General features: G+C 45.8%; 21 protein-coding genes. 13 read left to right on the top strand and 8 right to left on the bottom strand.

The features are described from left to right. Positions 1-72: 72 nt before the first annotated feature. Genes GWI56_RS10440 through GWI56_RS10425 form a run of 4 tightly spaced genes read left to right on the top strand, consistent with a single transcriptional unit; the run spans position 73 to position 3,306 of the window. Positions 73-912 carry a MipA/OmpV family protein gene (locus GWI56_RS10440; protein ID WP_198572891.1) on the top strand — a complete coding sequence of 280 codons (840 nt, stop codon included), beginning with the start codon at positions 73-75 and terminating at the stop codon, positions 910-912. Positions 913-921: 9 nt separating this feature from the next. Further along, positions 922-1,311 carry a DUF3019 domain-containing protein gene (locus tag GWI56_RS10435; protein WP_198572850.1) on the top strand — a complete coding sequence of 130 codons (390 nt, stop codon included), beginning with the start codon at positions 922-924 and terminating at the stop codon, positions 1,309-1,311. 1 nt (position 1,312) lies between these two features. Next, positions 1,313-2,017, top strand: coding sequence for a response regulator transcription factor (locus GWI56_RS10430; RefSeq protein WP_105250123.1), 705 nt, complete (start codon positions 1,313-1,315; stop codon positions 2,015-2,017). Then, positions 2,014-3,306 (top strand): ATP-binding protein, encoded by a 1,293-nt coding sequence (locus tag GWI56_RS10425; protein ID WP_198572849.1) that lies wholly within the window; start codon positions 2,014-2,016, stop codon positions 3,304-3,306. Before GWI56_RS10430 ends, GWI56_RS10425 begins: the two co-directional genes overlap by 4 nt. A gap of 261 nt (positions 3,307-3,567) precedes the next feature. Here GWI56_RS10425 and GWI56_RS10420 read toward each other — a convergent pair whose 3' ends face one another. The 4 genes from GWI56_RS10420 to GWI56_RS10405 form a co-directional block, all read right to left on the bottom strand. Then, the gene (locus tag GWI56_RS10420) at positions 3,568-4,026 is read right to left on the bottom strand and encodes a hypothetical protein (RefSeq protein ID WP_113939791.1); all 459 of its coding nucleotides are present in this window, start codon (positions 4,024-4,026) and stop codon (positions 3,568-3,570) included. 21 nt (positions 4,027-4,047) lie between these two features. After that, on the bottom strand, positions 4,048-4,821 hold the full coding sequence (gene ompV, locus GWI56_RS10415; protein WP_198572848.1) for an outer membrane protein OmpV: 774 nt from the start codon (positions 4,819-4,821) through the stop codon (positions 4,048-4,050). 232 nt (positions 4,822-5,053) lie between these two features. Beyond that, positions 5,054-5,482, bottom strand: coding sequence for a hypothetical protein (locus tag GWI56_RS10410; RefSeq protein ID WP_198572847.1), 429 nt, complete (start codon positions 5,480-5,482; stop codon positions 5,054-5,056). A gap of 107 nt (positions 5,483-5,589) precedes the next feature. Then, positions 5,590-6,630, bottom strand: coding sequence for an NADP(H)-dependent aldo-keto reductase (locus tag GWI56_RS10405; RefSeq protein ID WP_105250120.1), 1,041 nt, complete (start codon positions 6,628-6,630; stop codon positions 5,590-5,592). 454 nt (positions 6,631-7,084) lie between these two features. Here GWI56_RS10405 and GWI56_RS10400 point away from each other — a divergent pair, with 454 nt between their 5' ends. From GWI56_RS10400 to nqrF, 6 genes are all read left to right on the top strand, one after another. Next, positions 7,085-8,458, top strand: a complete 1,374-nt coding sequence (locus tag GWI56_RS10400) for a Na(+)-translocating NADH-quinone reductase subunit A (protein ID WP_198572846.1) — start codon at positions 7,085-7,087, stop codon at positions 8,456-8,458. Further along, positions 8,458-9,690, top strand: a complete 1,233-nt coding sequence (locus GWI56_RS10395; protein ID WP_198572845.1) for an NADH:ubiquinone reductase (Na(+)-transporting) subunit B — start codon at positions 8,458-8,460, stop codon at positions 9,688-9,690. Before GWI56_RS10400 ends, GWI56_RS10395 begins: the two co-directional genes overlap by 1 nt. After that, entirely contained in the window at positions 9,680-10,486 is an 807-nt protein-coding gene (locus GWI56_RS10390; RefSeq protein ID WP_131523704.1) for a Na(+)-translocating NADH-quinone reductase subunit C, read from the top strand. Before GWI56_RS10395 ends, GWI56_RS10390 begins: the two co-directional genes overlap by 11 nt. After that, on the top strand, positions 10,483-11,103 hold the full coding sequence (locus GWI56_RS10385) for an NADH:ubiquinone reductase (Na(+)-transporting) subunit D (RefSeq protein WP_028761892.1): 621 nt from the start codon (positions 10,483-10,485) through the stop codon (positions 11,101-11,103). Before GWI56_RS10390 ends, GWI56_RS10385 begins: the two co-directional genes overlap by 4 nt. Before the next feature lie 9 nt (positions 11,104-11,112). After that, positions 11,113-11,721: an NADH:ubiquinone reductase (Na(+)-transporting) subunit E gene (gene nqrE, locus GWI56_RS10380; RefSeq protein WP_105250116.1), complete on the top strand. Its 609-nt coding sequence runs from the start codon at positions 11,113-11,115 to the stop codon at positions 11,719-11,721. A gap of 77 nt (positions 11,722-11,798) precedes the next feature. Next, positions 11,799-13,016: an NADH:ubiquinone reductase (Na(+)-transporting) subunit F gene (gene nqrF, locus GWI56_RS10375; protein WP_105250115.1), complete on the top strand. Its 1,218-nt coding sequence runs from the start codon at positions 11,799-11,801 to the stop codon at positions 13,014-13,016. A 119-nt stretch (positions 13,017-13,135) separates the two neighbouring features. Here nqrF and GWI56_RS10370 read toward each other — a convergent pair whose 3' ends face one another. After that, positions 13,136-13,453, bottom strand: coding sequence for an ankyrin repeat domain-containing protein (locus GWI56_RS10370; RefSeq protein ID WP_242068386.1), 318 nt, complete (start codon positions 13,451-13,453; stop codon positions 13,136-13,138). 166 nt (positions 13,454-13,619) lie between these two features. On the opposite strand from GWI56_RS10370, the gene GWI56_RS10365 reads away from it, so the two are divergent. Then, complete coding sequence (locus GWI56_RS10365; protein ID WP_105250113.1) at positions 13,620-13,937, top strand: hypothetical protein; 318 nt, start codon at positions 13,620-13,622, stop codon at positions 13,935-13,937. Positions 13,938-14,189: 252 nt separating this feature from the next. After that, the gene (locus GWI56_RS10360) at positions 14,190-15,392 is read left to right on the top strand and encodes a serine hydrolase domain-containing protein (RefSeq protein ID WP_198572843.1); all 1,203 of its coding nucleotides are present in this window, start codon (positions 14,190-14,192) and stop codon (positions 15,390-15,392) included. 118 nt (positions 15,393-15,510) lie between these two features. Here the strand turns inward: GWI56_RS10360 and GWI56_RS10355 are convergent, their stop codons facing one another. The 3 genes from GWI56_RS10355 to yjjX all read right to left on the bottom strand — a co-directional run bounded on the left by GWI56_RS10355 (position 15,511) and on the right by yjjX (position 19,826). Continuing rightward, the gene (locus tag GWI56_RS10355) at positions 15,511-17,973 is read right to left on the bottom strand and encodes an ankyrin repeat domain-containing protein (RefSeq protein WP_198572842.1); all 2,463 of its coding nucleotides are present in this window, start codon (positions 17,971-17,973) and stop codon (positions 15,511-15,513) included. A gap of 238 nt (positions 17,974-18,211) precedes the next feature. Continuing rightward, positions 18,212-19,261, bottom strand: a complete 1,050-nt coding sequence (locus GWI56_RS10350; RefSeq protein WP_198572841.1) for a bifunctional helix-turn-helix transcriptional regulator/GNAT family N-acetyltransferase — start codon at positions 19,259-19,261, stop codon at positions 18,212-18,214. A 4-nt stretch (positions 19,262-19,265) separates the two neighbouring features. After that, positions 19,266-19,826, bottom strand: a complete 561-nt coding sequence (yjjX, locus tag GWI56_RS10345) for an inosine/xanthosine triphosphatase (protein WP_028761642.1) — start codon at positions 19,824-19,826, stop codon at positions 19,266-19,268. Between the two features lie 258 nt (positions 19,827-20,084). Here yjjX and GWI56_RS10340 point away from each other — a divergent pair, with 258 nt between their 5' ends. Then, positions 20,085-22,649 (top strand): acylase, encoded by a 2,565-nt coding sequence (locus tag GWI56_RS10340; protein ID WP_198572840.1) that lies wholly within the window; start codon positions 20,085-20,087, stop codon positions 22,647-22,649. Positions 22,650-23,061 lie beyond the last annotated feature (412 nt).

Here is a 23,061-nt window from a genome sequence, read left to right as displayed (position 1 = left end):
GTGCAGTGACTTGCAACAAACTGTTGTAATATGTAGCGCTAAATAACGACTAAAAATGTGAATTAAATGGGCATGCGTATTCTTTGGCTTCTTGTGTTAACGCTGAGCATTCTTCCTAGAACCGCTGCAGCATCAGATATTGCGAGCAGTGTTACTGGAGGAGCTAATCGCCTTGCTGACGGCGGTGATTTTGAGTTGGGCATGAGTGTTTACGGGATTAATCAAGTCGATGTTCGGCAAACGGATTCTGGTTCTGCACAGTTGTCGCTGTTAGTCAGTGGCATGTACCAGTACAAAGGGCTGTTTGTTGAGATGATCCATCAATCTCAAGATGGCATTAATCTGGGATTTAATCTTTGGAGTTCAGAGGATTGGTCATTAGAACTGCTATTGGCTAACTTACAAGGTTCTTGGTCCCGTCCTGATGTGGATCCCAGTACGCTGGATGAAGCTGGCCGCAATGCTTATCTACTATCGGAAGATTCTCTCTATGTTGGTGCCGGTTTTCGTGCCACACGTTATTGGGGCGATAACTATGTTTTTCAGTATAGGTTAGTATCTGATTATTATGATGATCAAGGTATTCAAAGTTCTGCCAGATTGGGTAAGTCCTGGCAGGTTCGTAATTGGAATTTTCACGTATTGGGGAGCGTAGGTTACTCATCTGCCACCTTGAATCGCTATCTTTTTGGGATCAGTAAGGAAGAAGCCACTGAACGCTTTCCTGAGTATCGGCCGGATAGCTCTTTCAGTTACGGCATGGAGTTAGGGGTTGCCTATCCGTTGAGTGAAAATTTTGTCTTTCGGGCCATGTATCGCTTCAATGTGTTATCCCAAGAAGTGACCGACAGTCCCTTCAATCAAGCGAGTTATACATCGTATTTTAATGCTTCTCTTAGCTATGTGTTTTAGGAGGAGGGCATGAATCGATTTTATCCATTGTTAGCGGTAGTGATGCTGAGCGCGCCTTTTTTGGCTTGGAGTCAGGATGATGCCGTTATTTTTACCGCAACCCCAGAACGCTGCATTGCACTGCATAAAGGGCAGACTTGCTATCAAGATGTATTGTTCCGATGGCAGACACCCGCGAGCGGCGAATACTGCCTCATACTGACTGACCGTCAGCACCAGTTAACCTGTTGGACTGGCAAAGCTTTGCAAGAATATCAATATAGTTTTGAAGGGGATAAAACGGCGACTTTTAGTCTTATCCGTAATGATGATGTGCAACCGCTCGCGCAAGTTAAAGTGGTCGTGACATGGGTTTATAAGGCCCCTAAACAGAGTCAGTCCGGTTGGAGGTTATTCTAATATGTCAGTTGCAAAGCATATCTTAGTCGTAGAGGACGATACCTCACTGGCAGAGTGGATCAGTGATTATTTACTGGATCACGGTTACGGAGTCACAGTGGCTAGCCAAGGTGATTTTGCCTTAGAGATGATAGCCGATGAGATGCCTGACTTAGTGCTACTCGACGTGATGATGCCCGTTAAGAATGGCTTCGATGTGTGTAAGGAGGCCAGGGCATTTTATACTGGGCCCATTTTATTTATGACGGCTTGCGTTGAGGACGGCGATGAAATCCGCGGGTTAGATGCTGGGGCTGATGATTACCTCACTAAGCCGATTCGACCACAGGTGCTGTTAGCGCGGATAAAGGCCCTGTTACGCCGAGTGAGTGATGAGGAGCAAAAGCAGCAATTAGTGTTTGATTCTTTAGTGTTAAATGCGACGGCAAAATCAGTCACCATTGATAAACAGCCGCTGGATTTGAATGCCAATGAGTTTGATGTCTTGTGGCTGCTGGCATTGAAGGCGGGTACGATAGTGAGCCGCAATGAATTGGTGGCTCAACTGCGGGGCATTGAATACGATGGCCTAGACCGCTCGGTGGATATTCGCATATCGCGCTTACGCAAGAAGTTGCAGGAAGCGTTGAGTCAGCCCTATAAAGTCAAAACCATTCGTGGCAAGGGATATTTGTTTTGCCGCGATGAGGCCGAGCAAGCTTTATGAAGAAGTTAATGACTTCTCTGGTGCTGGTCGTGCTGGTGGCCATTGCCAGCCTAGGCTGGTCGATAAGTGAGTTTGCAACACTTATTGATCCTGATAATGAAACGCCTAGCCCAGCAACTCACCTCGCGGCATTAAAACTGCTGGGCGGTTCACTGGCGCAAACGTTAGATAACGATCCCGCCCCCAATCATGCGTTTATAGACAACTGGAATCAGCGAAATGCAGATCAATTGTCTTTGGTGAATGAAGCGGATTTTGTCTTACCCTCAGCCCTAAAAACAGAGTTTTATTCAGGGGAATCATTACTGTTGGAGTCCGATGATGGCATCTCTTTGCACTATTTATTGCCTAAAACGGGTCAGGTGCTGAATATCAATACCCAGATAGTGACGCCAGCCGATGTGAGTTTTAACGCGAATAAGCTGTATACCATGCTTTTTTATGGCGGTGTGGTGGTGATTTTGTTGGTGTGGGTGTCTCCTTTAATCCGCCAATTGGTTAATCTCAGTAAGGTGACTCAAGCATTTGGTATGGGAGAATTACAGCAGCGAATTGTGGTCAGTAAAGCGTCCTACATAGGCACAATAGAAAGTGAATTCAATCGTATGGCAGATCGCATCCAGCAATTAATCGATGACAATAAATTGCTTAGTCGGGCAGTTTCCCATGATTTAAAAACTCCGATTGCGCGGCTGCGATTTGGTATCGCGGCGTTAGAAGAAACCCAAAGCGAACAACTTAGGGTGAAGTATTTTCAGCGATTGAACCGCGATCTGGACACTATGGAAGAGTTGGTCATGACACTGCTCAGCTATGCCCGCCTCGATGAGGCGAATATCCAACCTGATTGGCAACCTATTGAGCTTAATACTTGGTTGCTGGAAAAGTATCAAGGCCAAGTATACTCAGGGTTTTCAGTGGAACTCATCACCTGCCCAATACCGTTGATCATCAAAACAGATCCTAAGTACTTGTCAATGCAGGTGAATAACTTGCTCAGTAATGCGCTGCGTTTTGGCCGTGCCAATATCCGGTTGATGTTGGCATTGGAAGATGGGATTGCGTGGTTACACGTTGACGATGATGGCCCTGGCATAGATGAACAGGAATCTGCTCAAGTGATTAAACCTTTTGTGCGTGGTCAGCATAGCCGCGGAAATTCCGGTCATGGCATGGGTCTGGCGATTGTCGATAGAATTGGTTGTTGGATGGGTTCCCCATTACGTATTGGCCGTGCTCCTGACTTGGGTGGGGCTCGCATGTCACTAAAATTCAAGGCTGAAGTTTAAAGTTGGGGTTTAATACGATTGGTGTAATGCGAGGTTTGAGTCGTTTTTGTCTGTTTCTTTAACATGAGCTGAAGCGAGCAATGCGGCTAAATCTGCGTCATCTAATCTGTTGTGTTGATTTAGAGACCGAGGCGGAATGACTCAACTCACTATACGAATGAGTGCCTAACGAATTGGTGCTGAACAGGGGGGATTTATAAATAAAACGCACCAGCCTTGATACCTAATGAGAATCTAGACTGGTGCATTTTTGATGAGCAATTAACTTTTCACATTGACATTGTTAAGTATGTAATCTGTTTCATAGATGCGGGAACTCGCATTTTCTGGCTTGCTATGTAAACCTGTGACTTCGACCATGACAGAGGTTTCTTGATTCATCGTCGAACTCCCCCACAAGATATCCTTACTCGCGCTCGCTCCTACTCCAAACTGGCCAATTGCATCACGATCGGTTTGTTCGTGAGTAAAAGTGAAGTAGCTATAACCCGCTTGTTTGCATAACTCTGCTGACTTACGCATGACGTACTTTCGGGCCAATGCGCGGTCAGTGTTGGTATTGCCAACAAAGCTTATCTGCCAGCTATCGGGTGCAATCTGTGCGGTTTCAAATCCTTTACCGAAAGACCAAAATTGCTTTTCGGTATCGTAGGAAGTGGCACAAGCTGAAAGCATCAGAGCTAATCCAGCACATAAAAACGTTTTTCTGATAAGTGTCATGGTCTTGTCTCGTCAGGTTGTTTAGAAGCTATAGTTCACGCCAAGGGTAGTAACCCACTGGTTGTTACTGTCTATTAGCGGAGAGTCTGCCATGTTGGCACCTATGTGCGAGTAACCTGTGGCTTGAGTAATATCTAAATGCTTAGTGACTGGAATAACCAAAGCGTAGCCTAGCTTATATGCAAAGGTGCCGTCGGCTTGATAAGCAGGGCGCTGCGCTGTAGCTTCAGATGACGTCACACCTGTGTAGTAGTTTGTGAAGTCTTTACTGAAGTAGTGCACACCTGCATAAGGCACCAGATCACCGAAGCCTACATTTATTGGATGGTAATAGGTGATATCAGCCTGAAAACCATCATAAATATTGGTGACATCGTGTTGGAATTTGGTCGATAGCGTGCCATTTCCTAAATGAATGTCGGCGTTTAAACCCAGATCGCCACTGAATTTGCGATCCTTCATGCCCGTTAAAATATCCGCATCATCGGCATCAAAGCCAGGATTAGCAACGGCAAAGATACTGAAATTAACGGCACTATCGTTCGTGCCTAAAAAGCGGTAGTTGATGCCGGACAGATCGGCGTTGAAGTCCTGACCGTGGTAGCCGCCATTGAGATAGGCACCTGTCTGGTGATCTTGACCCTTATAAAACTGACTACCAGTAGCAACACCTGCGCCAGCAAAGAACTGATCTTGATGACTATAGATATTACCGTTACGAATGTAGGTATTGCTTTCAGCAAGAGCGTGGCTTGACATCAAAACACTTGTGATTACAAAGCAAAGTTTTTTCATTTTTTTATCCTTAAGACATCTGTCTAGTGACTGTGATGCCACTATATTTCACTTCTTAAAAGGACTCTGTATCCGAATGTAACCTAGATAAGGTTTGAAAGGAGGGGAATCTCTTATTAAACGAGGAGGGATTAGGTTTGTAATAAGGTTTTAAGATTATTAATTTTTAAAATTGATAGCATCAAGAGCGTTTCTTGATGCTATTAGGTCATCGAATTAACCACGTAGCAGACTAATTCCAAACTTTACACTGATTACAAATAGCGACACCGTTATATAGGTCATGCGTTCTTCTACTTTTACAGATACTGCATGGCTGACCGTCAGCATTTTCATCTAAGATTGCAGCATGTTCTACTTGGGGGATTTCCTGCGGAACTACCTCTGAGCCACAATGTTTACACCTTCGGGCTGCGCATTTTATTTCTTCAGCGCATTCTGGGCAGTCACGATAAAGTGATTTATCTTCTTGAACATTTTCATTTGTGTGTGCTTGAGCCTCATTTTTCGTGATTGCAGGCATACAAGCAACGCAAATAATGCCAATCAATGGACTCACAATAAATGAGATAAAGAACCATAAAACGGCTGTTCTGTTTTTACTGGAAGCTATAATTGCAGTGACAAAACATAGCATTAGCCAAAAAAGTATATAGAACATGATAAGGTCCATTTAATCAATTGAGGTGTGATTCTACCGCTGAAAAGCCTATGGCATCAGGTGCATTTACCTGATGCCATAGTTCCACTATTTAACCCGATTATCGACTAAGGACAAGGTAATCTAAATTGATCGGACAGTTGGTTTAATCGCACTAATAGCTCTGGCGATAAGGTGACTTTTAAACTGTCGATGTTTTCTTTCAGTTGATATAAGTCGGTGGCGCCTATGATATTGGAGCCGACAAACTTACGTGAGTTAACAAAAGCTAACGCCATTTGTGCGGGCGTGAGTTTGAACTCGCGGGCCAAATCGACATAGGCTTTTGTAGCCTCCAGAGCCATTTGCGAACCTGTATAGCGGGCGAAACGCTTAAACAAGGTCAGGCGCGCGCCTTCAGGCCATTGGTCGTTGCAATATTTTCCCGTCAAGGCACCAAAGGCCAGTGGCGAATAGGCCAGTAATGGCAAGTTTTCGCGGTGACTGATTTCGCTCATGCCGACTTCGAAACTGCGATTAAGCAAGTTATAGGGATTTTGCACACTCACAATACGCGGCAAGCCATGTTTTTCGGCGAGTTGCAGGTATTTCATCAAGCCCCAAGGCGTTTCGTTCGACACCCCGATATAGCGCACTTTACCTTGGCGGATCACTTCGGCGAGCGCTTCTAGGGTTTCAAGTATCGGTGTTTGATGTTCATGCTCTTGTTGATCGTAAAACAGTTCACCAAAGAAATTGGTATTACGGTCAGGCCAATGGATTTGATAAAGGTCGATAGTGTCTATTTGGAGGCGTGCTAAAGATGCATCGACCGCTTGGTGGATGTTGTTCCAGTCCAGCGCCATATTTTTGCGAATGTAATCACTTTTACCCCCCGGTGCGGCAATTTTAGTGGCGATCACTAAGTCGTCTCGGTTACCGCGGGCCTTAATATATTGCCCTAGGATACGCTCGGTTTCCCCTTGGGTCTCCGGCTTAGGTGGTACGGGATACATTTCCGCCGTATCGATAAAGTTGATGCCATTGCCTATGGCGTAGTCCAGCTGTGCAAACGCTTCGGCTTGGGTATTTTGTTCGCCCCAAGTCATAGTGCCCAAACAAATTTTACTGACCTCAAGATTAGAATGCGGTATGCGTCTGTATTCCATCTATTTCTCCTACGGAAACTCTCTTAGTTTGAGGCTACCAAGCTTTTGCTGTAAAGCAAAGGTTAAACCATAGGTTGAAATGTTAGTGCGCTAAAAATAGCCAGCAAGTTTAGCCATCCTGCCCCATTTTGAGGCATGCCATTGGTTGAAGTTTGTTCGCTGAGTTGCTCTTTTAGCGGTTTTAGCGCTTTACTGCACTGAAATGGAGATTTTTGCTTATTTTTGTAAACCTTAGGTACTACTAAATCAGTAATGACGTATTTATGAGTAAATTGTTATAAAACTACATTTGCAGATTACAGTAAGTAAGGATGTGAATCTGTGTCACAAAATTGCGTAAATTTACGTATCTAACTTACGAATTTGCAGCGGAATGTGACGCCAATATCGGAATCTGCGTTAACAAATCTCTACCCTAAATTTATCTAAAAATTCTTCATGGTTGATATTTGTGATGGCAGATTTTTCAAACCAAATTGTAACGATCAAAAAAGGCCTCGACTTGCCGATTGTTGGTGAACCGCGACAGGTCATTGAACTCGGTGCTAAGCCATCCCAAGTGGCTGTTCTGGGAGAAGAATTCGTTGGGCTTAAGCCGACGATGTTGGTCGAAGAGGGTGATTTTGTTCAAAAGGGCCAAGCCCTATTTGAAGACAAAAAAACACCGGGTGTGTTGTTCACTGCACCCTCTAGTGGCCAAGTCGTAGCGATTAACCGCGGCGAGCGTCGAATTCTACAATCAGTCGTCATTCGTTGTGATGACGGTGAAAACCGCGATGGGCAGATTTCTTTCGATATCCATCAAGACATTGCCGCTCTCCCTCGACCAACCGTTCAAGACCAGTTGGTGAAGAGTGGTCTATGGACGGCCCTGCGTACTCGGCCTTTCTCGCGCGTGCCTGCGCTGGATAGCACGCCAGCAGGTATTTTCGTCACCGCTATCGATACTAATCCACTGGCCGCTGATCCCCGTTTGATTATCGCCGAGCAAACCGAGGCTTTTAAAGCTGGCTTGCTGGTGTTGAGCCGTTTAACCGAAGGTAAGGTTTACCTGTGCCAGGATAAGGGCGAAGCGATTGTTAAAGAAGCATTACCACAACTTGAGGTGCGCCGCTTTGATGGTGTTCATCCTGCGGGTTTAGTGGGCACTCATATTCACTTTACCTTGCCAGTGAGTTTAGAACGTCAGGTATGGCATATCGGTTATCAAGATGTGATTGCGTATGGCAAGTTATTCCAAACCGGTGAGTTGTATACCGACCGCATCGTCGCCTTAGGTGGCCCGAGCGTGCTGAACCCGCGTTTACTGCGCACTCAATTGGGCGCTGAGCTAAGTGCCTTAGTGAGTGATGAAATCAAACCTGGCCATAACCGCGTGGTATCGGGATCTGTGTTATCTGGCCATACCGCGGCGGGCGTACATGACTTTTTAGGCCGATTCCACAACCAAGTGTCAGTGTTGAGCGAAGATTCGCAGCACCATGTTCTCCCTTGGGTGCGCGGAGGTTCTGACAAATTCTCCATCACTCGTGCTGTAACATCACGTCTGTTTGGTGCGACTAAATTGTTCGAGTTTACGACTCATCAGGGCGGTTCAGCTCGCGCCATGATGGCTTTTGGTCAGTTAGATCGCGTGATGCCACTGGATATTTTACCCACCTTGCTTGTTCGAGACTTAGTGGTGCGTGATACCGACGAGGCGCAAGCCTTAGGTGCATTGGAGTTAGATGAAGAAGATCTGGCGCTGTGTACCTTCGTATGTCCCGGCAAATATGACTTTGGTAAAGAATTACGTGCCTGTCTAGATGTTATTGAGAGGGAAGGTTAATGACCAAACAAGTGAAAAAACCTGATTTACAGGACGCCTCTGATTTACAACAAGAGTACTACGCAACGGGTAAGTCGATGAAGGGCTTTTTGCGCTCACTCGTCATTGCCAATGGTCGTAGCACTAAGGGCCAAGTGCATGTGCGTGACGCGATTGACGTGAAACGTACCATGACGCTAGTCGGTTTGTGTTTACTGCCCGCCATTTTATTCGGTCTATATAACATTGGCCTACAGGCACAGCTTGCGCTCGCGGGCGGATTATCGATGCCAGAAATTTGGAAGTTAGAAATCTTTAATACCCTGTTTGGCAGCCTTAGCCAAGACACTGGGATATTAGGTTTATTCCTCTATGGTCTTAGTTTTTATCTGCCGATTTACCTGACAGCACTGCTCACCAGTTTATTTTGGGAAGTGGTGTTTGCGCGGGTTCGTGGTCAAGAGTTGCACGAAGGCTTCTTCGTGACGGCCCTGCTGTTTACCTTAATCTTGCCAGTATCAACACCGTTGTGGTTGGTGGCCATGGGGATTTCCTTTGGTGTGGTCGTGGCTAAAGAGCTGTTTGGTGGCATGGGATATAACTTCCTTAACCCTGCGCTGGCGGGCTTGGCTTTTATCTACTTCGCCTATCCATCTGAAGTTTCAACCATTAAACAGCTCGTTGCCGTTGATGGTTTCTCTGGTGCAACAGCGCTGGCACAAACCGCAGCGGGCAAGTTGAGTTTTGCCGATTACTCTTGGTTTAGCGCCTTTAGCGATCCTAACTGGTGGAACAACTTTTTTGGCTTTACCGTGGGCGCGATTGGCGAAACCAGCACCTTAGCGATTTTGATCGGCGGTTCATTATTGCTGATCAGCCGCTTAGCGGATTGGCGCATTGTGCTCGGTGTGTTGCTGGGCATGATAGCGACAGCAACGCTGTGTAATTACATCGGTTCTAGCAGCAATCAAATGATGGCAATGCCGTGGACTTGGCATCTTGTCACTGGCGGTTTTGCGCTAGCAATGATGTTTATGGCCACCGATCCTGTGACCACTTCGTACACTCGCCAAGGCAAGTTTGCCTACGGTGCTTTGATTGGTTTTATGACTGTGCTTATCCGTGTCGCTAACCCCAAAATGCCTGAGGGCGTGATGTTAGCCATTCTGTTCGCCAACCTTTGGGCGCCGCTGTTCGATTATCTGGTGGCCCGCGCCAACATCAAACGGAGATTAAAACGTCATGGTATTTAAGAAAGATACTGTGGTGGGGACCATGATCTTCACCATCACGCTCTGCCTCCTGTGCTCTTTTATGATCACAGGCACAGCAGGCATATTGAAAGAACGTAAAGTCGCCAAAAAACGTGACGAAGTGCAGCGCTATGTGTTGATGGCCGCCGATGTGAACTTAGGTCAGGGCAATGAGTTTAGAGAGATTTTCGCTAAATCGGTTAAGCCATTATTGATCAACCTAGACACAGGTAAGGTGGACTCAGACGCTAACGTCCTCGATTTCGATGAGCGTATGGCGGCAATTAATCCTGAGACTTCAAGTGCGCCGAAAAAAGATATTGCCAAGATTAAAACCCGTGCGAACGATGCCCGCGTGTTTAAAGTGCTCGATGCCAACGGCAAGTTAGACAGCGTGGTTGTGCCTTTCTACGGTAAAGGTCTGTGGTCGATGATCTACGGTTATGTGGCGGTTGAACCCGATTTCAACACCATTAAAGGGCTAGTCGTGTACGAACACGGTGAAACCCCTGGTATCGGCGACTTTGTGACCGATCCCCATTGGTTATCGTTGTGGAAGGGTAAGCAATTATTTGATGAAAAAGGCAAATTTGCGATACGTCTTGTAAAGGGTGGCGTTAAAGAAGGCGATCTTCACGGTGTGGATGCGGTGAGTGGCGCGACCATGACGGGCCGCGGCGTGCAGCGCGCAATGGAGTTTTGGTTTGGCGTTGAAGGTTTTCAAACCTTCTTCAACCAGCTGAAAGCGTCGGCAGCGCAGGGTGAATTGCAAGGTGAGTTGGGAGAGGCAAAATGAGCAACACTTTATCCATGCGTGACATGTTAACGGGGCCAGTGTTTGCCAATAACCCCGTCGCAATGCAAGTGCTGGGCGTATGTTCGGCACTGGCGGTCAGTAACTCAATGCAAACCGCTGTGGTGATGACACTGGCAGTGACCTTTGTGTTGGTGTTTTCTAACCTGATTATCTCTGCCATCCGTAACTTTATCCCGACCAGTGTGCGGATTATCGCGCAGATGACGGTTATCGCCTCCTTGGTGATTATCGTCGACATGGTTCTGCAGGATGTAGCCTATGAGTTATCTAAGCAACTTTCTGTATTCGTTGGGTTAATTATCACTAACTGTATCATCATGGGCCGCGCAGAAGCCTTCGCCATGAAGTATCCACCGCATTTAGCGGTCGTCGATGCGCTTGGTAATGCGACAGGTTATGGCTTGATTTTGATCAGCGTCGCCTTTGTACGCGAGCTGTTAGGGACGGGTAATTTATTCGGTCACCCTGTGTTCACCACGATCGAAAATGGCGGCTGGTACTTGCCAAACGAGATGTTCAAGTTACCACCGAGCGCCTTCTTCCTGATTGGTGTGTTGATCTGGACTATCAATGTGATCCAGCGGAAACGGGGTTAAGGAGCAGATATGGAACACTATATAAATCTATTTTTGCAGGCCACTTTTATCGACAACATGGCGCTGTCGTTCTTCTTGGGCATGTGTACTTTCTTGGCCGTGTCTAAAAAGGTGTCAACCGCCTTTGGTCTAGGTGTCGCTGTGATTGTGGTGATGACCTTAGCCGTGCCGTTAAACCAGCTGATTTACGTCAAAGTGCTCGCACCTGGCGCTCTGTCTTGGGCGGGATTACCCGGTATCGATTTAAGTTACCTGCAACTGATCACTTTCATTGGTGTGATTGCGGCGTTAGTGCAAATCCTTGAAATGTTTTTGGATAAGTACATTCCTAGTCTGTATGACTCCCTTGGGATCTTCTTACCTTTGCTCACAGTGAACTGCGCGATTTTTGCTGGGGTGATCTTTATGGCGAACCGTGATTACAACTTCGGTGAGTCAGTGGTGTTTGCGATGGGCTCGGGTCTTGGTTGGGCAGTGGCGATTGTACTGCTGGCGGGACTGCGCGAAAGAATGAAATTCAACGCGATTCCCGAAGGCTTACAAGGTATTGGTATCACCTTTATTACTACAGGCTTGATGGCGCTGGGCTTTATGTCTTTCTCAGGGATCTCGCTGTAAAGCTACAGTAGGCGAGCCAAGAATTGAGAAAGTGAAACCAGATTCTTTTTAGAAAAGAGCTAGAAAAGGGTAATACGATGGAAATGGCAATTGGCATAGGCATGTTCACGCTAGTGGTCTGTCTATTGGTGATAGTGATTCTAATCGCCAAAAAGAAATTAGTGGCTACGGGTGAAGTGACAATCAGCATCAACGAAGATGCCGAAAAAAGCATTCAAGTTGCCGCGGGTGACAAGTTACTCGGCGCTTTGGCGAGTCAGAGTATTTTTATTCCGTCTGCCTGTGGTGGCGGCGGAACCTGTGGTCAGTGCCGAGTGAAAATCAAATCGGGCGGCGGTGACATTCTGCCGACTGAAATGGGCCATATCACCAAGAAAGAGGCTAAAGAAGGTTGTCGTCTCGCCTGCCAAGTCTCAGTGAAAACCGATATGGAACTTGAGCTCGACGAAGAAATCTTTGGGGTGAAGAAGTGGCAATGTCAGGTGATCTCTAATGATAACAAGGCGACTTTTATCAAGGAGTTATTGCTTGAGTTACCCGAAGGTGAAGATGTTCGCTTTAAAGCGGGGGGTTATATTCAAATTGAAGCGCCAGCCCATGTGGTGAAATACGCTGACTTTGATATTCCTGAAAAATACCGTGGCGATTGGGACAAATACGGCCTGTTTGACATTGTCTCTACCGTTAATGAAGAAGTGTTGCGCGCTTACTCTATGGCCAACTATCCCGATGAAAAGGGTCGCATTATGCTGAACGTGCGGATTGCGACGCCGCCATCGGCCAATGTGCCAGCGGGCAAGATGTCATCTTACATTTTCAACCTGAAAGCGGGCGATACAGTGACCATTTCTGGGCCATTCGGTGAGTTCTTTGTGAAGGAAACCGATGCAGAAATGGTGTTTATCGGCGGCGGTGCTGGCATGGCACCTATGCGTTCACACATTTTCGATCAGCTTAAGAGTAAGAAAACCACACGTAAAATGAGCTTCTGGTACGGTGCTCGTTCGACCCGTGAAGTGTTTTACCAAGCGGATTTCGATGCCCTAGCGGCCGAAAATGACAACTTCGTTTGGCATGTGGCGTTATCTGAGCCATTGCCTGAGGATAATTGGACTGGCTACACTGGCTTTATCCATAATGTGATTTATGAGAATTATCTTAAAAATCATAAGGCACCAGAAGATTGCGAGTACTACATGTGTGGTCCTCCAATCATGAACTCTTCAGTGATTAAGATGCTTGAAAGTCTAGGCGTTGAACCAGAAAACATCCTACTCGATGACTTTGGTGATTAGGTTGTAAGTGAGTAATAAAAAATCGCGTTAGGCCCAGCTTAACGCGATTTTTGTTTATAGGGCTTTTTATCATTTCGCAGTTTTTAGCTTTCGCATTTTGATGCTATTTAGCACCTCACCTAGCTAAAGGATTTGCCGCCGTGGCGGGTTAAATAGCTCACCATGCGCTCACTCTCAGCGGTATAGCATCCCATGCGAAACTCACCGTGCCAGTAAGCAATATCGAGCGGATGATACCCCTGCGAGTTTGGATGATTCACATTGGCCCCCGCATCCACCAATAATTTGAGCAGTTCAAAAGACTGCAACTCACAGGCATGCAAGAGTGCCGTCATCCCGCCATTGTCCACGCCTTCAAGATTAGCGTCATTTGCAATAATGCGCTTAACAGCAAGCGTATCTTTGGCTTTAACCGCATCGATGAGTTCAGTGCTCATTTGATCGCTATTTAACCTCATCCAAAGGATTTAATTTAAGTGGATTTAGCCTAGGTTTCTTTAACTTGTGGGCGAAACTCCGTAAGCTGAATAGCTTATACCTAAATGCTTATGTCTACAGGTATAACTTATCATGGATGTAATAGTTGTAGGATAGGAGGCTTGTTTGAAAAAGTTAGCAGTAGTATCACTTATCTGTTTCTCCCTCAGCGCATGCTCTTCACTCAATGAAGTTAAATTGGATTCTCAATCGGTATCCAGCTACATAGGTGAAAAGGTCAAAGTCACCACAATATCTGGCGAACAAATGGAGTTTCAAGTCGAAAGTGCAACGGAACAGCAGATCGAGGGAGAAGGGCAACTAGTCAAAATTGAAGATATACAGACGTTGGAAGTTGAGGAGTTTAGCCCGCTAAAATCGATATCACTTTCTGCAGGCTTATATATGTTAGGTGCGATAATTATTACTATTGTCGTTTTATAGCCATTTTGAATGTGTATTAGCTTCAACTTGAGATATTCAGTCTACAAACTGGGGCAGACTACCACTTGGTTTATACGGCTCGGATTAGCTTCGTCGCCCTAGGTATCACTTTGTTGTGTCATTTTTATATGGAATATTTCCTTTATAATTCAATTGTAAAGATTAAATTGTATTATCCATAAAAAGCGCTTGTGATAAGCTTGCTTTTTTCTAGCAGGCAGCATTATTTGTTAATTACGTTAAGGATAACCCATGCGTTTGAGTGTCATCAGTACCCTGTTGACTGGTTTTTTATTATTCCCAAGTGCCAATAGTTTTGGTCTGTTATTAGAAACAGGTGCTGAACAAGAGCAAATCGGGCAAGGCAGTAACTCTATTGCTGTTGAAAGCCAAACCGCATCTTCAGTATCGAAGGTGGCGGAGATCAAGACCTTAATCCAAACCGCGATAAAGGATTCGCCGCAGCCATTTAGTGGTAGTGTTATCCTGCTTGAGCAGGGCAAGCCGCAGCTTGAACTGCAAAAGGGTGAAGGTATTAGTCAAGATTCGCGCTTTGTGATGGCATCGCTCTCTAAGCAGATTACTGCAACCTTGATATTGCAGGCACTCGATGCGGGGAAACTTGATTTAACTCAAACGCTTAATCATTATCTTTTTGGTGATGCTGAAGGGAAGAATAAGGCGCTAAAAGGCATGGATGCAGGTGTAAATCCAAGTGCGGATGCATTGAATACCAGTCGATATGATGAGCGGATTACGCTACACCAACTGCTGACTCATACATCGGGCGTCGATAAACTGGGTAAGGCCAATCGATTCGAGCCGGGAAGCAAATTTGAATACTCCAACTTCGGTTATTCACTTTTAGGGCAAGTGCTTGAGAAGGTCAATCATCTATCCTTTGCCGAGCAAGTGGCGCAGTTTGCAACGCGATACCAGCTTAATGGCTTGAGTGCTGAGCTTGGCAGTATTGAGGCGATTCACGCCAAAGTGCCTTCACTCGCCGTAGGTTTACAGGAAAGCGAGGTGATTGCCCCTGCTGACTTAGTGCTTGATGAAGCTTTGTTGCCCGCAGGGGGATTAATTGCTTCAGCGCCAGCTTATGCCGCCTTTCAGCATCTATTACATTCTGGCAAGTTGATGAGCGCAGAGAGTTATCAACGTATGACTATGGCGTATACCGAGATCCAATTCTTATGGCCGAATATGCGCTATGGCTATGGGGTGAGGATCAATAAGGACGATGGCCTCGTCGAATACAGTCACACGGGCTATTTATCTGGTTATATGTCGATGACACTGCATTATCCCGAATTTAATTTGGATCTGGTGATGCAGGAAAATCTATCGCTAAATCTTAATGATCGCGCTCGAGTATTTGAACTGCATAATCAGATACGTCAAATCATTCGTAGCCAGTTACTGCTTGTTAAAGCGTCTAATGTTAAGCCTTAAGTCTCTCCATTATGTTGGCTAATAGGCGGCTAAGTCAGATGGTGTGAGTCTCGAAAGCATAAAGCCCCAAAGTTAGGGCTTTATGCTTGGTACTCGTTGGCAGTTAAGGTGCTAATCGTTACCAAAAGCGCTTTCTAAGTGCGGTCTCGATATCAATCTCAACCCTAAAGTACTGCAAAATCGTCCAAACGGAATCGACTAAGGCTTCGGTAAGCGCTGGATAATCATCTTCGATAATTCCGTTAATTTCTTCGACGGTTTCATCGATATATTCCTGAACACCTTCCTCAAATTCGGTCTTTGTCGCTTGATTGCGGAAAAAGCTAAAGTTGTCGAGCTTTTCTATCAATTGATCAATAAGGACTCTCACTGAATTGAGTTGCTCAACTGTGATCGTCGGATCGGTGGCGATCAGTTTAAAAAAGCTCTGCACTTTGGTTTTGAGATCGAATAGCGTTGGGATTTGATCTCGATTTGCCGCCGCATTACTCACCTCTAATTTGGTTTGCTTGACGGGGGCAGGTATTACATTCACCTCAGATGCTTGCGGTTTGGCCGTCATAGGATCGGCATTGCTCGAAGCTGTTGCTGGTATTGCGCGATTGTGGGCTATGGTTGTGGGGGCTGGCGGTATCTCGCGCCCCAGTGTTTGTAGCAGGCGGCGCTGGAAATAGCTTTGCGGCAGGGCTTTGCTGAGTGCTTTCTCAAGCTGAGTTTCACTGTAGGAGGCTATTTGCAGCAGCGCTTCGAAAATCTCTTTATATTCTTGCTCAATAGCCGCTATTAGCGGGCTATTGCCGAAGCTATTGGTCACGGTTAAGTCGGCGCCATATTGCTGCAAAAGTCTTAAGATCCGTACCGCCGTTGATTCAAAGCGGGGGAACTCGATTGAACTACCGCCTATCACAGCGCAAAGGGCTGGCGTGGTGTCTTCGGCATTGATGGCATTGGGGTTGGCGCCATGTTCGAGTAGCGCCTCTACGCAGGACTGTGCGCCGTAGTAACTGGCGCACATTAATGGCGTAAATTGCTCATCTACTGAGAATTCTTTTAACTTTGCTCCATGGCGCAGTAAGAGTTCTACGGTTTTTCGCCGCATAGGGCCGGTAATTTCATCCCACCAGTAGGTCGAAATCGCCTTGTGTAGAATGGGCGAGTTATCGTGACCGCAATGGGTAAAAATATCCCCGCCTTGGTTAATAAGCCATTCAAGTAGTTGGCTTCGACAGGAGATGGCTGCCGCAGACACATAGTTAGTGTTATAGATATTGGTGAGGCTTAAATCCAGCCCCTTGGTGAGCAGATATTCCATCACTTGGATAAGTGTGGCTTGATCTTCTTTACCTGAACCACGCTGGCATAGGGTGAGTAAGGTCGGTTCATCCACCGCACCAAATTTTTTATTGATATCCATACCATATTGCAGGAACAGCTCGAGGAACTCGGGCAAAAAGGTTTTGGTTTCGACCATTGGATAAATCAGTAGTCGTAAGTTCGACCAGACTAACATCTCATAGGCTTTACCCGTATTCACAAATTCGGCATTAGGATTAGCGCCATATTTGAGCAAGAGTTCAAGGGCTTGATAGATGTAACTCCGTTTGTTTACATCGGTAAATTTAGCGAGATCAAGATATTGGTTGAGCAAGGGGGAATGGTCGGCCTCGGGCGGAGTCATCCTATAGATGCGATTAATATCGACGGTGGCCTTAATTAGTTTTTCGATAATCCTAAGGTCAAATTCTGAGGTCAATGCCGCATAGACTAAACTTTTGGCGTGGGAGTCGGCTTTGAGCTGCGGATAATGGTCTAGCAGATATTCAGTATATTCTTGTGATTTAGCATAAACACAAAGCTCGAGTAAATTGGCATCGTCCCAGAAGCTACTGTCATTTGCCATAATATAACGGGACTTTTTATATTCAGGAAAGCATTTTACTAAAGGAGCAAAGGCTTCAATCCCCCAAAATTCGCTCGAAGAAATAATGTTTTCAATTAGGCTTAATTTGCCAATGTCTAATGGGATATCTTTATTAATGATATGCAGGAACAGATCTCTATTGCGTTCATCATATAATATTTCTAGCGGGTGATTTAATTCACCATTGGTCCAGAAACTCACCGGTTTATTGATATCTAAGTTAGCTGCAAGTAGAAGATCGATCATGTCTCTACGTTGATGGTCTTGATAGATATATTGTGGATTAGGATGAAATAGATAGTTGAGCCAGCAATTATTATATTGATTTTGAAAGTAAAGATTGGCACTAGAGTCTAGGTATAGGGTAACGAGTTCTGAGTTGTTATATTCAATAGCCGAATGCAAGGCACTGAAACCATTACATTCAATTTTAGCGCCTTGGCTGAGCAAGTATTTTATAAGCACTAAATCGGACTGAGGACTGCAAGATAGGGGAACTAATATATTGCAGGGCGAAATATTGAGATCAATAAAGTTGAGATCTCCACTATCGGCAAGAAATTGATCAACTTTCTTTATTTTAGCCGAGGTCGAAAGCGTGTTATCTAGGCATATTTCCCGAAGTGTGAGTTTCTTATCACTAAAAATCCAACTGAGCATAATGTTCCCTATTTAATGCCGTTAACAAAATGGTATCAAACGCCTTTCAATTTATTAAAAATTGAGTGAGGTAAATTGCCATATTTTAATGCATTTAAGTTAAGAAAAACTATGCCCTAAGACTGATAATTAAAATCATCTTGCTGAATAACATTTGCTGATATAAATTGATAATGCCAAACAAGTTTAATCATGGCTGTTTGGCATTGTTACTTTGATTGGAATTCTGCTTCATATCCTATTGATTAAGATCTAGCTGCATCGGCATTTCGCAGGCGTCGTGGCCTGTGTTCCCTAGGGGAGCTGACAGATGTACAAAGCCTAATTTCTCATAGAGTTTTACGGCTTCATTTAGTACAGCGGTGGTTTCTAAATAGCAGCTTTGATAACCCGTTTCGCGGGCGAAATCGAGTGCCATTAACGCTACGCGTGTTGCGAGTCCTTTGCCGCGGATTTCTGGCATAAAGTACATTTTTTGCAGTTCGCAGACGCCATCATTGTTAGCTAAAGGCGCAATACCGGCGCCGCCTAAAATGCGGCCCTCTAATTCAATAATCCAATAGTTGGCGCCCGCTTGGGAGTAAATCTGGCTTAGGCAATCTAAGGTCGGGTCCGCCACGCTATAGCCTTTATCCGCGGTTAAGCCGTATTCGGCCGAAACATCGCGGATGACTTTGGCAATTGCGGCATCATCTTGGGCTGTGGCTTGGCGAATGTGGCAACCACTTTGCTGCTTGGCGTTATGTACGGCTTGGTTATATAACACGAGGGCCTCTTCGATTTGTGAAGTTTGCAATGGAGTCAGTTGGGCTAAGATCCCTTGGAACAATTGATTTTGTTGAGTATCCAATTTAACGAGTAACTTCTTACCCGCAGGTGTCAGTTGCACAACTAAGCAGCGACTGTCCCGTGGGTGTACCTGACTCTGGGCAAGATGTTTATCGATCAAATGCTTGATAGCGCGGCTCGCATTGGACTTATCTATGCTAAGTTTGCAGGCAAGCTCTTTGATGGTCAGGGGCTGCTTGCCTATTTCAAACAGGGCATGGGCTTGCACGGGCGAAAGGGGTAAATCCCCAAAGGCGGCGTTGAGCATGCCTAAATTTCTCACCAGATAGCGAGACAAATGCCTGAGTTGGGCGGATGAGCCTGACTCAGTCGTTTGCTTAGTTTGAGTCACAGGCTTCGCGGGATCTTGAGCCAATGGTGCGTCTGTTTGAGCCATAGTCGAATAGGTTTGGTTGCATGTCACAACTAAGTTAGCGGGCTTTAATTCCTCTTGCAACATATTACTAACAATCTACTGTGTAAATATCAGGATTCAATAATGGCGCCATGGCGAGAATAATCGCTTGGGTGTAATTACTTTCACGGGTCGCATGGCCGTGGGTGAGTAAACCTATGGCACCGCCTTTTTGCTTAATATTGATTGTATTGAACAACCTATCCATGACATCCCCGAGTTCTTCCCCCGCTTCTAATGCCCGATAAACTTGCATTGGTAAAGGTAAAATCGCACTGCGGCCAATGGCAAGCTGGTCTTTATGGCCAATAGCGATATAAGCGAATGTGGCAGGACCAAAGTCGAAACAATCGACACCGCCTTCCATCGCAAAATAGTAGTCGGCTTTAGTCTCTTGCGGGTCCTGCTGTTGACAATAGCGCACCCGATTGATCGCCCCTTGGCGAGTGTCGAGATCTGTCATTGGCTGCGCCGCAACACCAGAAGGGGCATCCATACCGCTGGCTTCTATGATGCTCTCAGGGAACAGCTGTGCCATGGCGTTAGTTGCCGCATTGATTTTTACTGGGTTTTTAGAACCCACTTTTATCTTAATAATGTTTTGTTGCATATAAGTTATTTATTTTGGATTTTAATGTGGACGCTCGTTTGAATCATTGCTTAAATGGTCTGAGGTGTCTAAGCGTTTGGGTTTTCTATTCTGCCACAGTCGTCGGCGAAGCTCAGTAAAAAAGCCAACAGTAGGGGAGGCAATAGCCAGCCTTAGGGACTAGGAAGCGACATGCAACTATTGCTCCTTCAGTAATTTGGGCTGGAATAGGCAGTAAGGCTATGTCATTGAAGGAACCAAAACCAAGAGATAATAATAATGAAATTCAACAAACTCGTGATTGCTATGGGAATGGCCTGCGGTGTAATACTGACCGGCTGTAACGATAGCGAAGATAGCACTACGCCTACCGAACCTGAAACTCAACTGCAAACTTTTGCCCCCAATGGTTTACTCAAAGCCAGTATTCGCCGTACGACCTATGGCGTGCCGCATATCCAAGCTGACAACTTAGAAAGTTTAGGTTTTGGTAGCGGTTATGCGCAGGCACAGGACAACTTATGTGTATTAGCCGATGGTTTTATCAAGGCGAACTCACAGCGTTCTATGTACTTTGGACCCCATGCGTCGATTGACTTCACTACGGGTCAACCCACGGCGGAAGATAACGGTAACCTTATCTCAGATTTTGCCTATAAAGCGCTAAAGATCAGAGCACAAGCCGAAGAAAAATGGCCGAAATTTAGTGAAAACTCTCGGGCACTTATCCAAGGTTTTACCTCTGGTTATAACCAATATCTTGCTGATGTCGAAGCGAGCACACAAACGGCAGAACCTTTCTGTGGTGGTCAACCTTGGGTGAAACCCATATTGCCAGAAGATGTGGTGACTTATTTGTTTTCTATCGCCTTATTACCGGGCGCAGCTAACTTTCTCGATCTGATTTTTTACGCTAACCCAGGAGATGCACAGGAATACATGCCGCGTATCGTTGGGCCCGCGCCTAGCCAAGACCAAACTGCGTTTGTGGCCGATATGCAGTCTAAGTTGATTGCCCGCGCGGCTCGTATCACGACACCAGAAACCAATCCCCGCGATTTAGGTTCAAATGGTTGGGGTTTAGGCAAGGATAAAACTGAAAATGGTAAGGGCATGGTGCTAGGTAATCCGCATTTCCCGCATACGGGTAACCTGCGCTTTTGGCAATCCCATATTACGATCCCAGGGCATTTAGATATGATGGGCGGCTCGTTAGTGGGTATGCCTGGACCGATTAATATTGGTTTCAATAAAGATCTTGCTTGGACTCATACCTTCTCTACCGCTGAGCATTTTGTGATGTATAACCTTGAGTTAGTCTCAGGTGATCGGATGCAGTATTTGTTTGATGGTAAACCTATGCCGATCACCAAAGAGACAGTATCGGTTCTAGTGAATGCAGGTCCTGCGGGCATGCTGGTCGCCGAGAAAGATATTTATACTACGGCCAAAGGCCCTATGGTCGAAGCTCCTCCCGCTTTAGCGCCTTTTGGTTGGGATGATGGCAGTGCCTTTATGATCCAAGATGCCAATATGGGCACTATGGACCCTGTTGACCATTGGTTAGCCATGAACATGGCGACGAACAAAGAAGAGTTCCAACAGGCATTTAAGGACTACGATGGCGTCATCTTCAATAACACTATGTACGCCGATAAAGAGGGCAATGCTTTTTATATCGACGACTCAACTGTGCCAGGATTATCCGAATCGGCAGTTGTGTTGTTAAAAACCTCACCGGATATTAAAGCGGCTAAGGCTAAGGCCGGATTTACGATTTTACCCGGCAATACTTCACTGTTTAGCTTCGATGGTCCAACGCCCTATAAACGTGCGCCCAAGCTTGAGCGCAGCGACTTTGTGCAAAACTCCAATGACTCCTTTTGGTCGACCAACTTGAATGAACCGCTGACTTACTTCTCGCCTATGTACGGCGCAGAGGCCGGACAGCTATCACTACGTACACGGATGGGCTTGAGTTTAATGCAGGACGCCGCGGGGGCTGATGGCAAGTTCAGCTTGGAAGAACTCGAAGCGGCTGTGCTGTCGAATCGCAGTTATCTCGCCGAGTTAGTGCTGCCTGACTTGATTGCCCAGTGTGATGCCCAAGGCAGTACACCTGTGGTGGTGTCGGCGAGTTTATCTAAGGATATCTCTTCGGCTTGTGCGGCATTAAAGGCGTGGAACGGTAAGCAAGATAACGACAGTAAAGGTGGTGCTTTACTACGTGAATTTGCCCATCTATTCAGCCAAACAACCATGTTGACCCAAGGATTCGATCCCGCTAATGCGGCAACGACACCTAAAACCTTGACTACGGATGGCAGTGCCTTAAAGGCCTTGGCTCACAGTGCGCTTAACCTTGAGGCCGCAGGCTTTGCCTTAGATGCGCCATTAGGGGATGTGCAATTTGTGGAGAAATCTCTGCCAGATGGAACGCCAAGTGGGTCGCGTTTACCTTGGCCGGGTAGCCATAATGCTGAAGGTGGATTCAACGTGTTTTCAACCAGTTTGTCGGGTGATGACACTTTGATCCCGCAGCACAAATACGCCGCTGTGATGGATGTGGTCACAGGCAAGGCGATGAGTTCTGGCTTAACGGCGAAAGGATATCAAGTGCGTTACGGGTCAAGTTGGATGATGGCGGTGAACTTTACCGACGAGGGGCCTGTGGCGCGGGGGATTTTAACTTACTCTGAGTCGAGTAATATCTTAACGCCTGCGTTTGCTGATCAAAGTATCTTGTACTCGAGTGCTAAAAGCTTCCGTCCTTTGTTGTTCAAAGAGGCTGACATAGCACCTGCTGTAGTGTCGACGACTGAGCTGACACTACAAAAACCATAAGTCAGATTTTGCGCTTTAATCGTTAGCGGCTCACTTCGGAGTTGAATCTGGATGAGCCGTTTTTTATGCGTGTTTACGACTGATAGCGATTTGTAAAAATTTAACATTAACGACTGTGATCTCGATCTACCTTAGGTTCGAGCGTGCAGTGACGCGTCTCGTTTTGTTGATTTTTGTGACATATGCCCGATTAGCTGTTTTTCTCGGCGCTTATGCAATGTCACTGGATTTGGCTTGAGGTGAATATCTTGTATTTTTAAGTGGCTTTTTATGTATATGTTTTGATGCTGTATTGAAAACTTATTACATTAAATCAGCGATCTAGATCTCAATATCAGTTTATTATGAAATTCCCTTACATAAAGCCGTGTCAGATCAACTTTTATGGGCTTTTTTTGGTTATCCTTAGCTC

The organism is Shewanella sp. DW31 (assembly GCF_015767295.1).
In the GTDB taxonomy this organism is placed as follows: domain Bacteria; phylum Pseudomonadota; class Gammaproteobacteria; order Enterobacterales; family Shewanellaceae; genus Shewanella; species Shewanella oncorhynchi.
The sequence above is the reverse complement of the archived record's forward strand: the minus strand, read 5'-3'. Positions and strand labels throughout refer to the sequence as shown.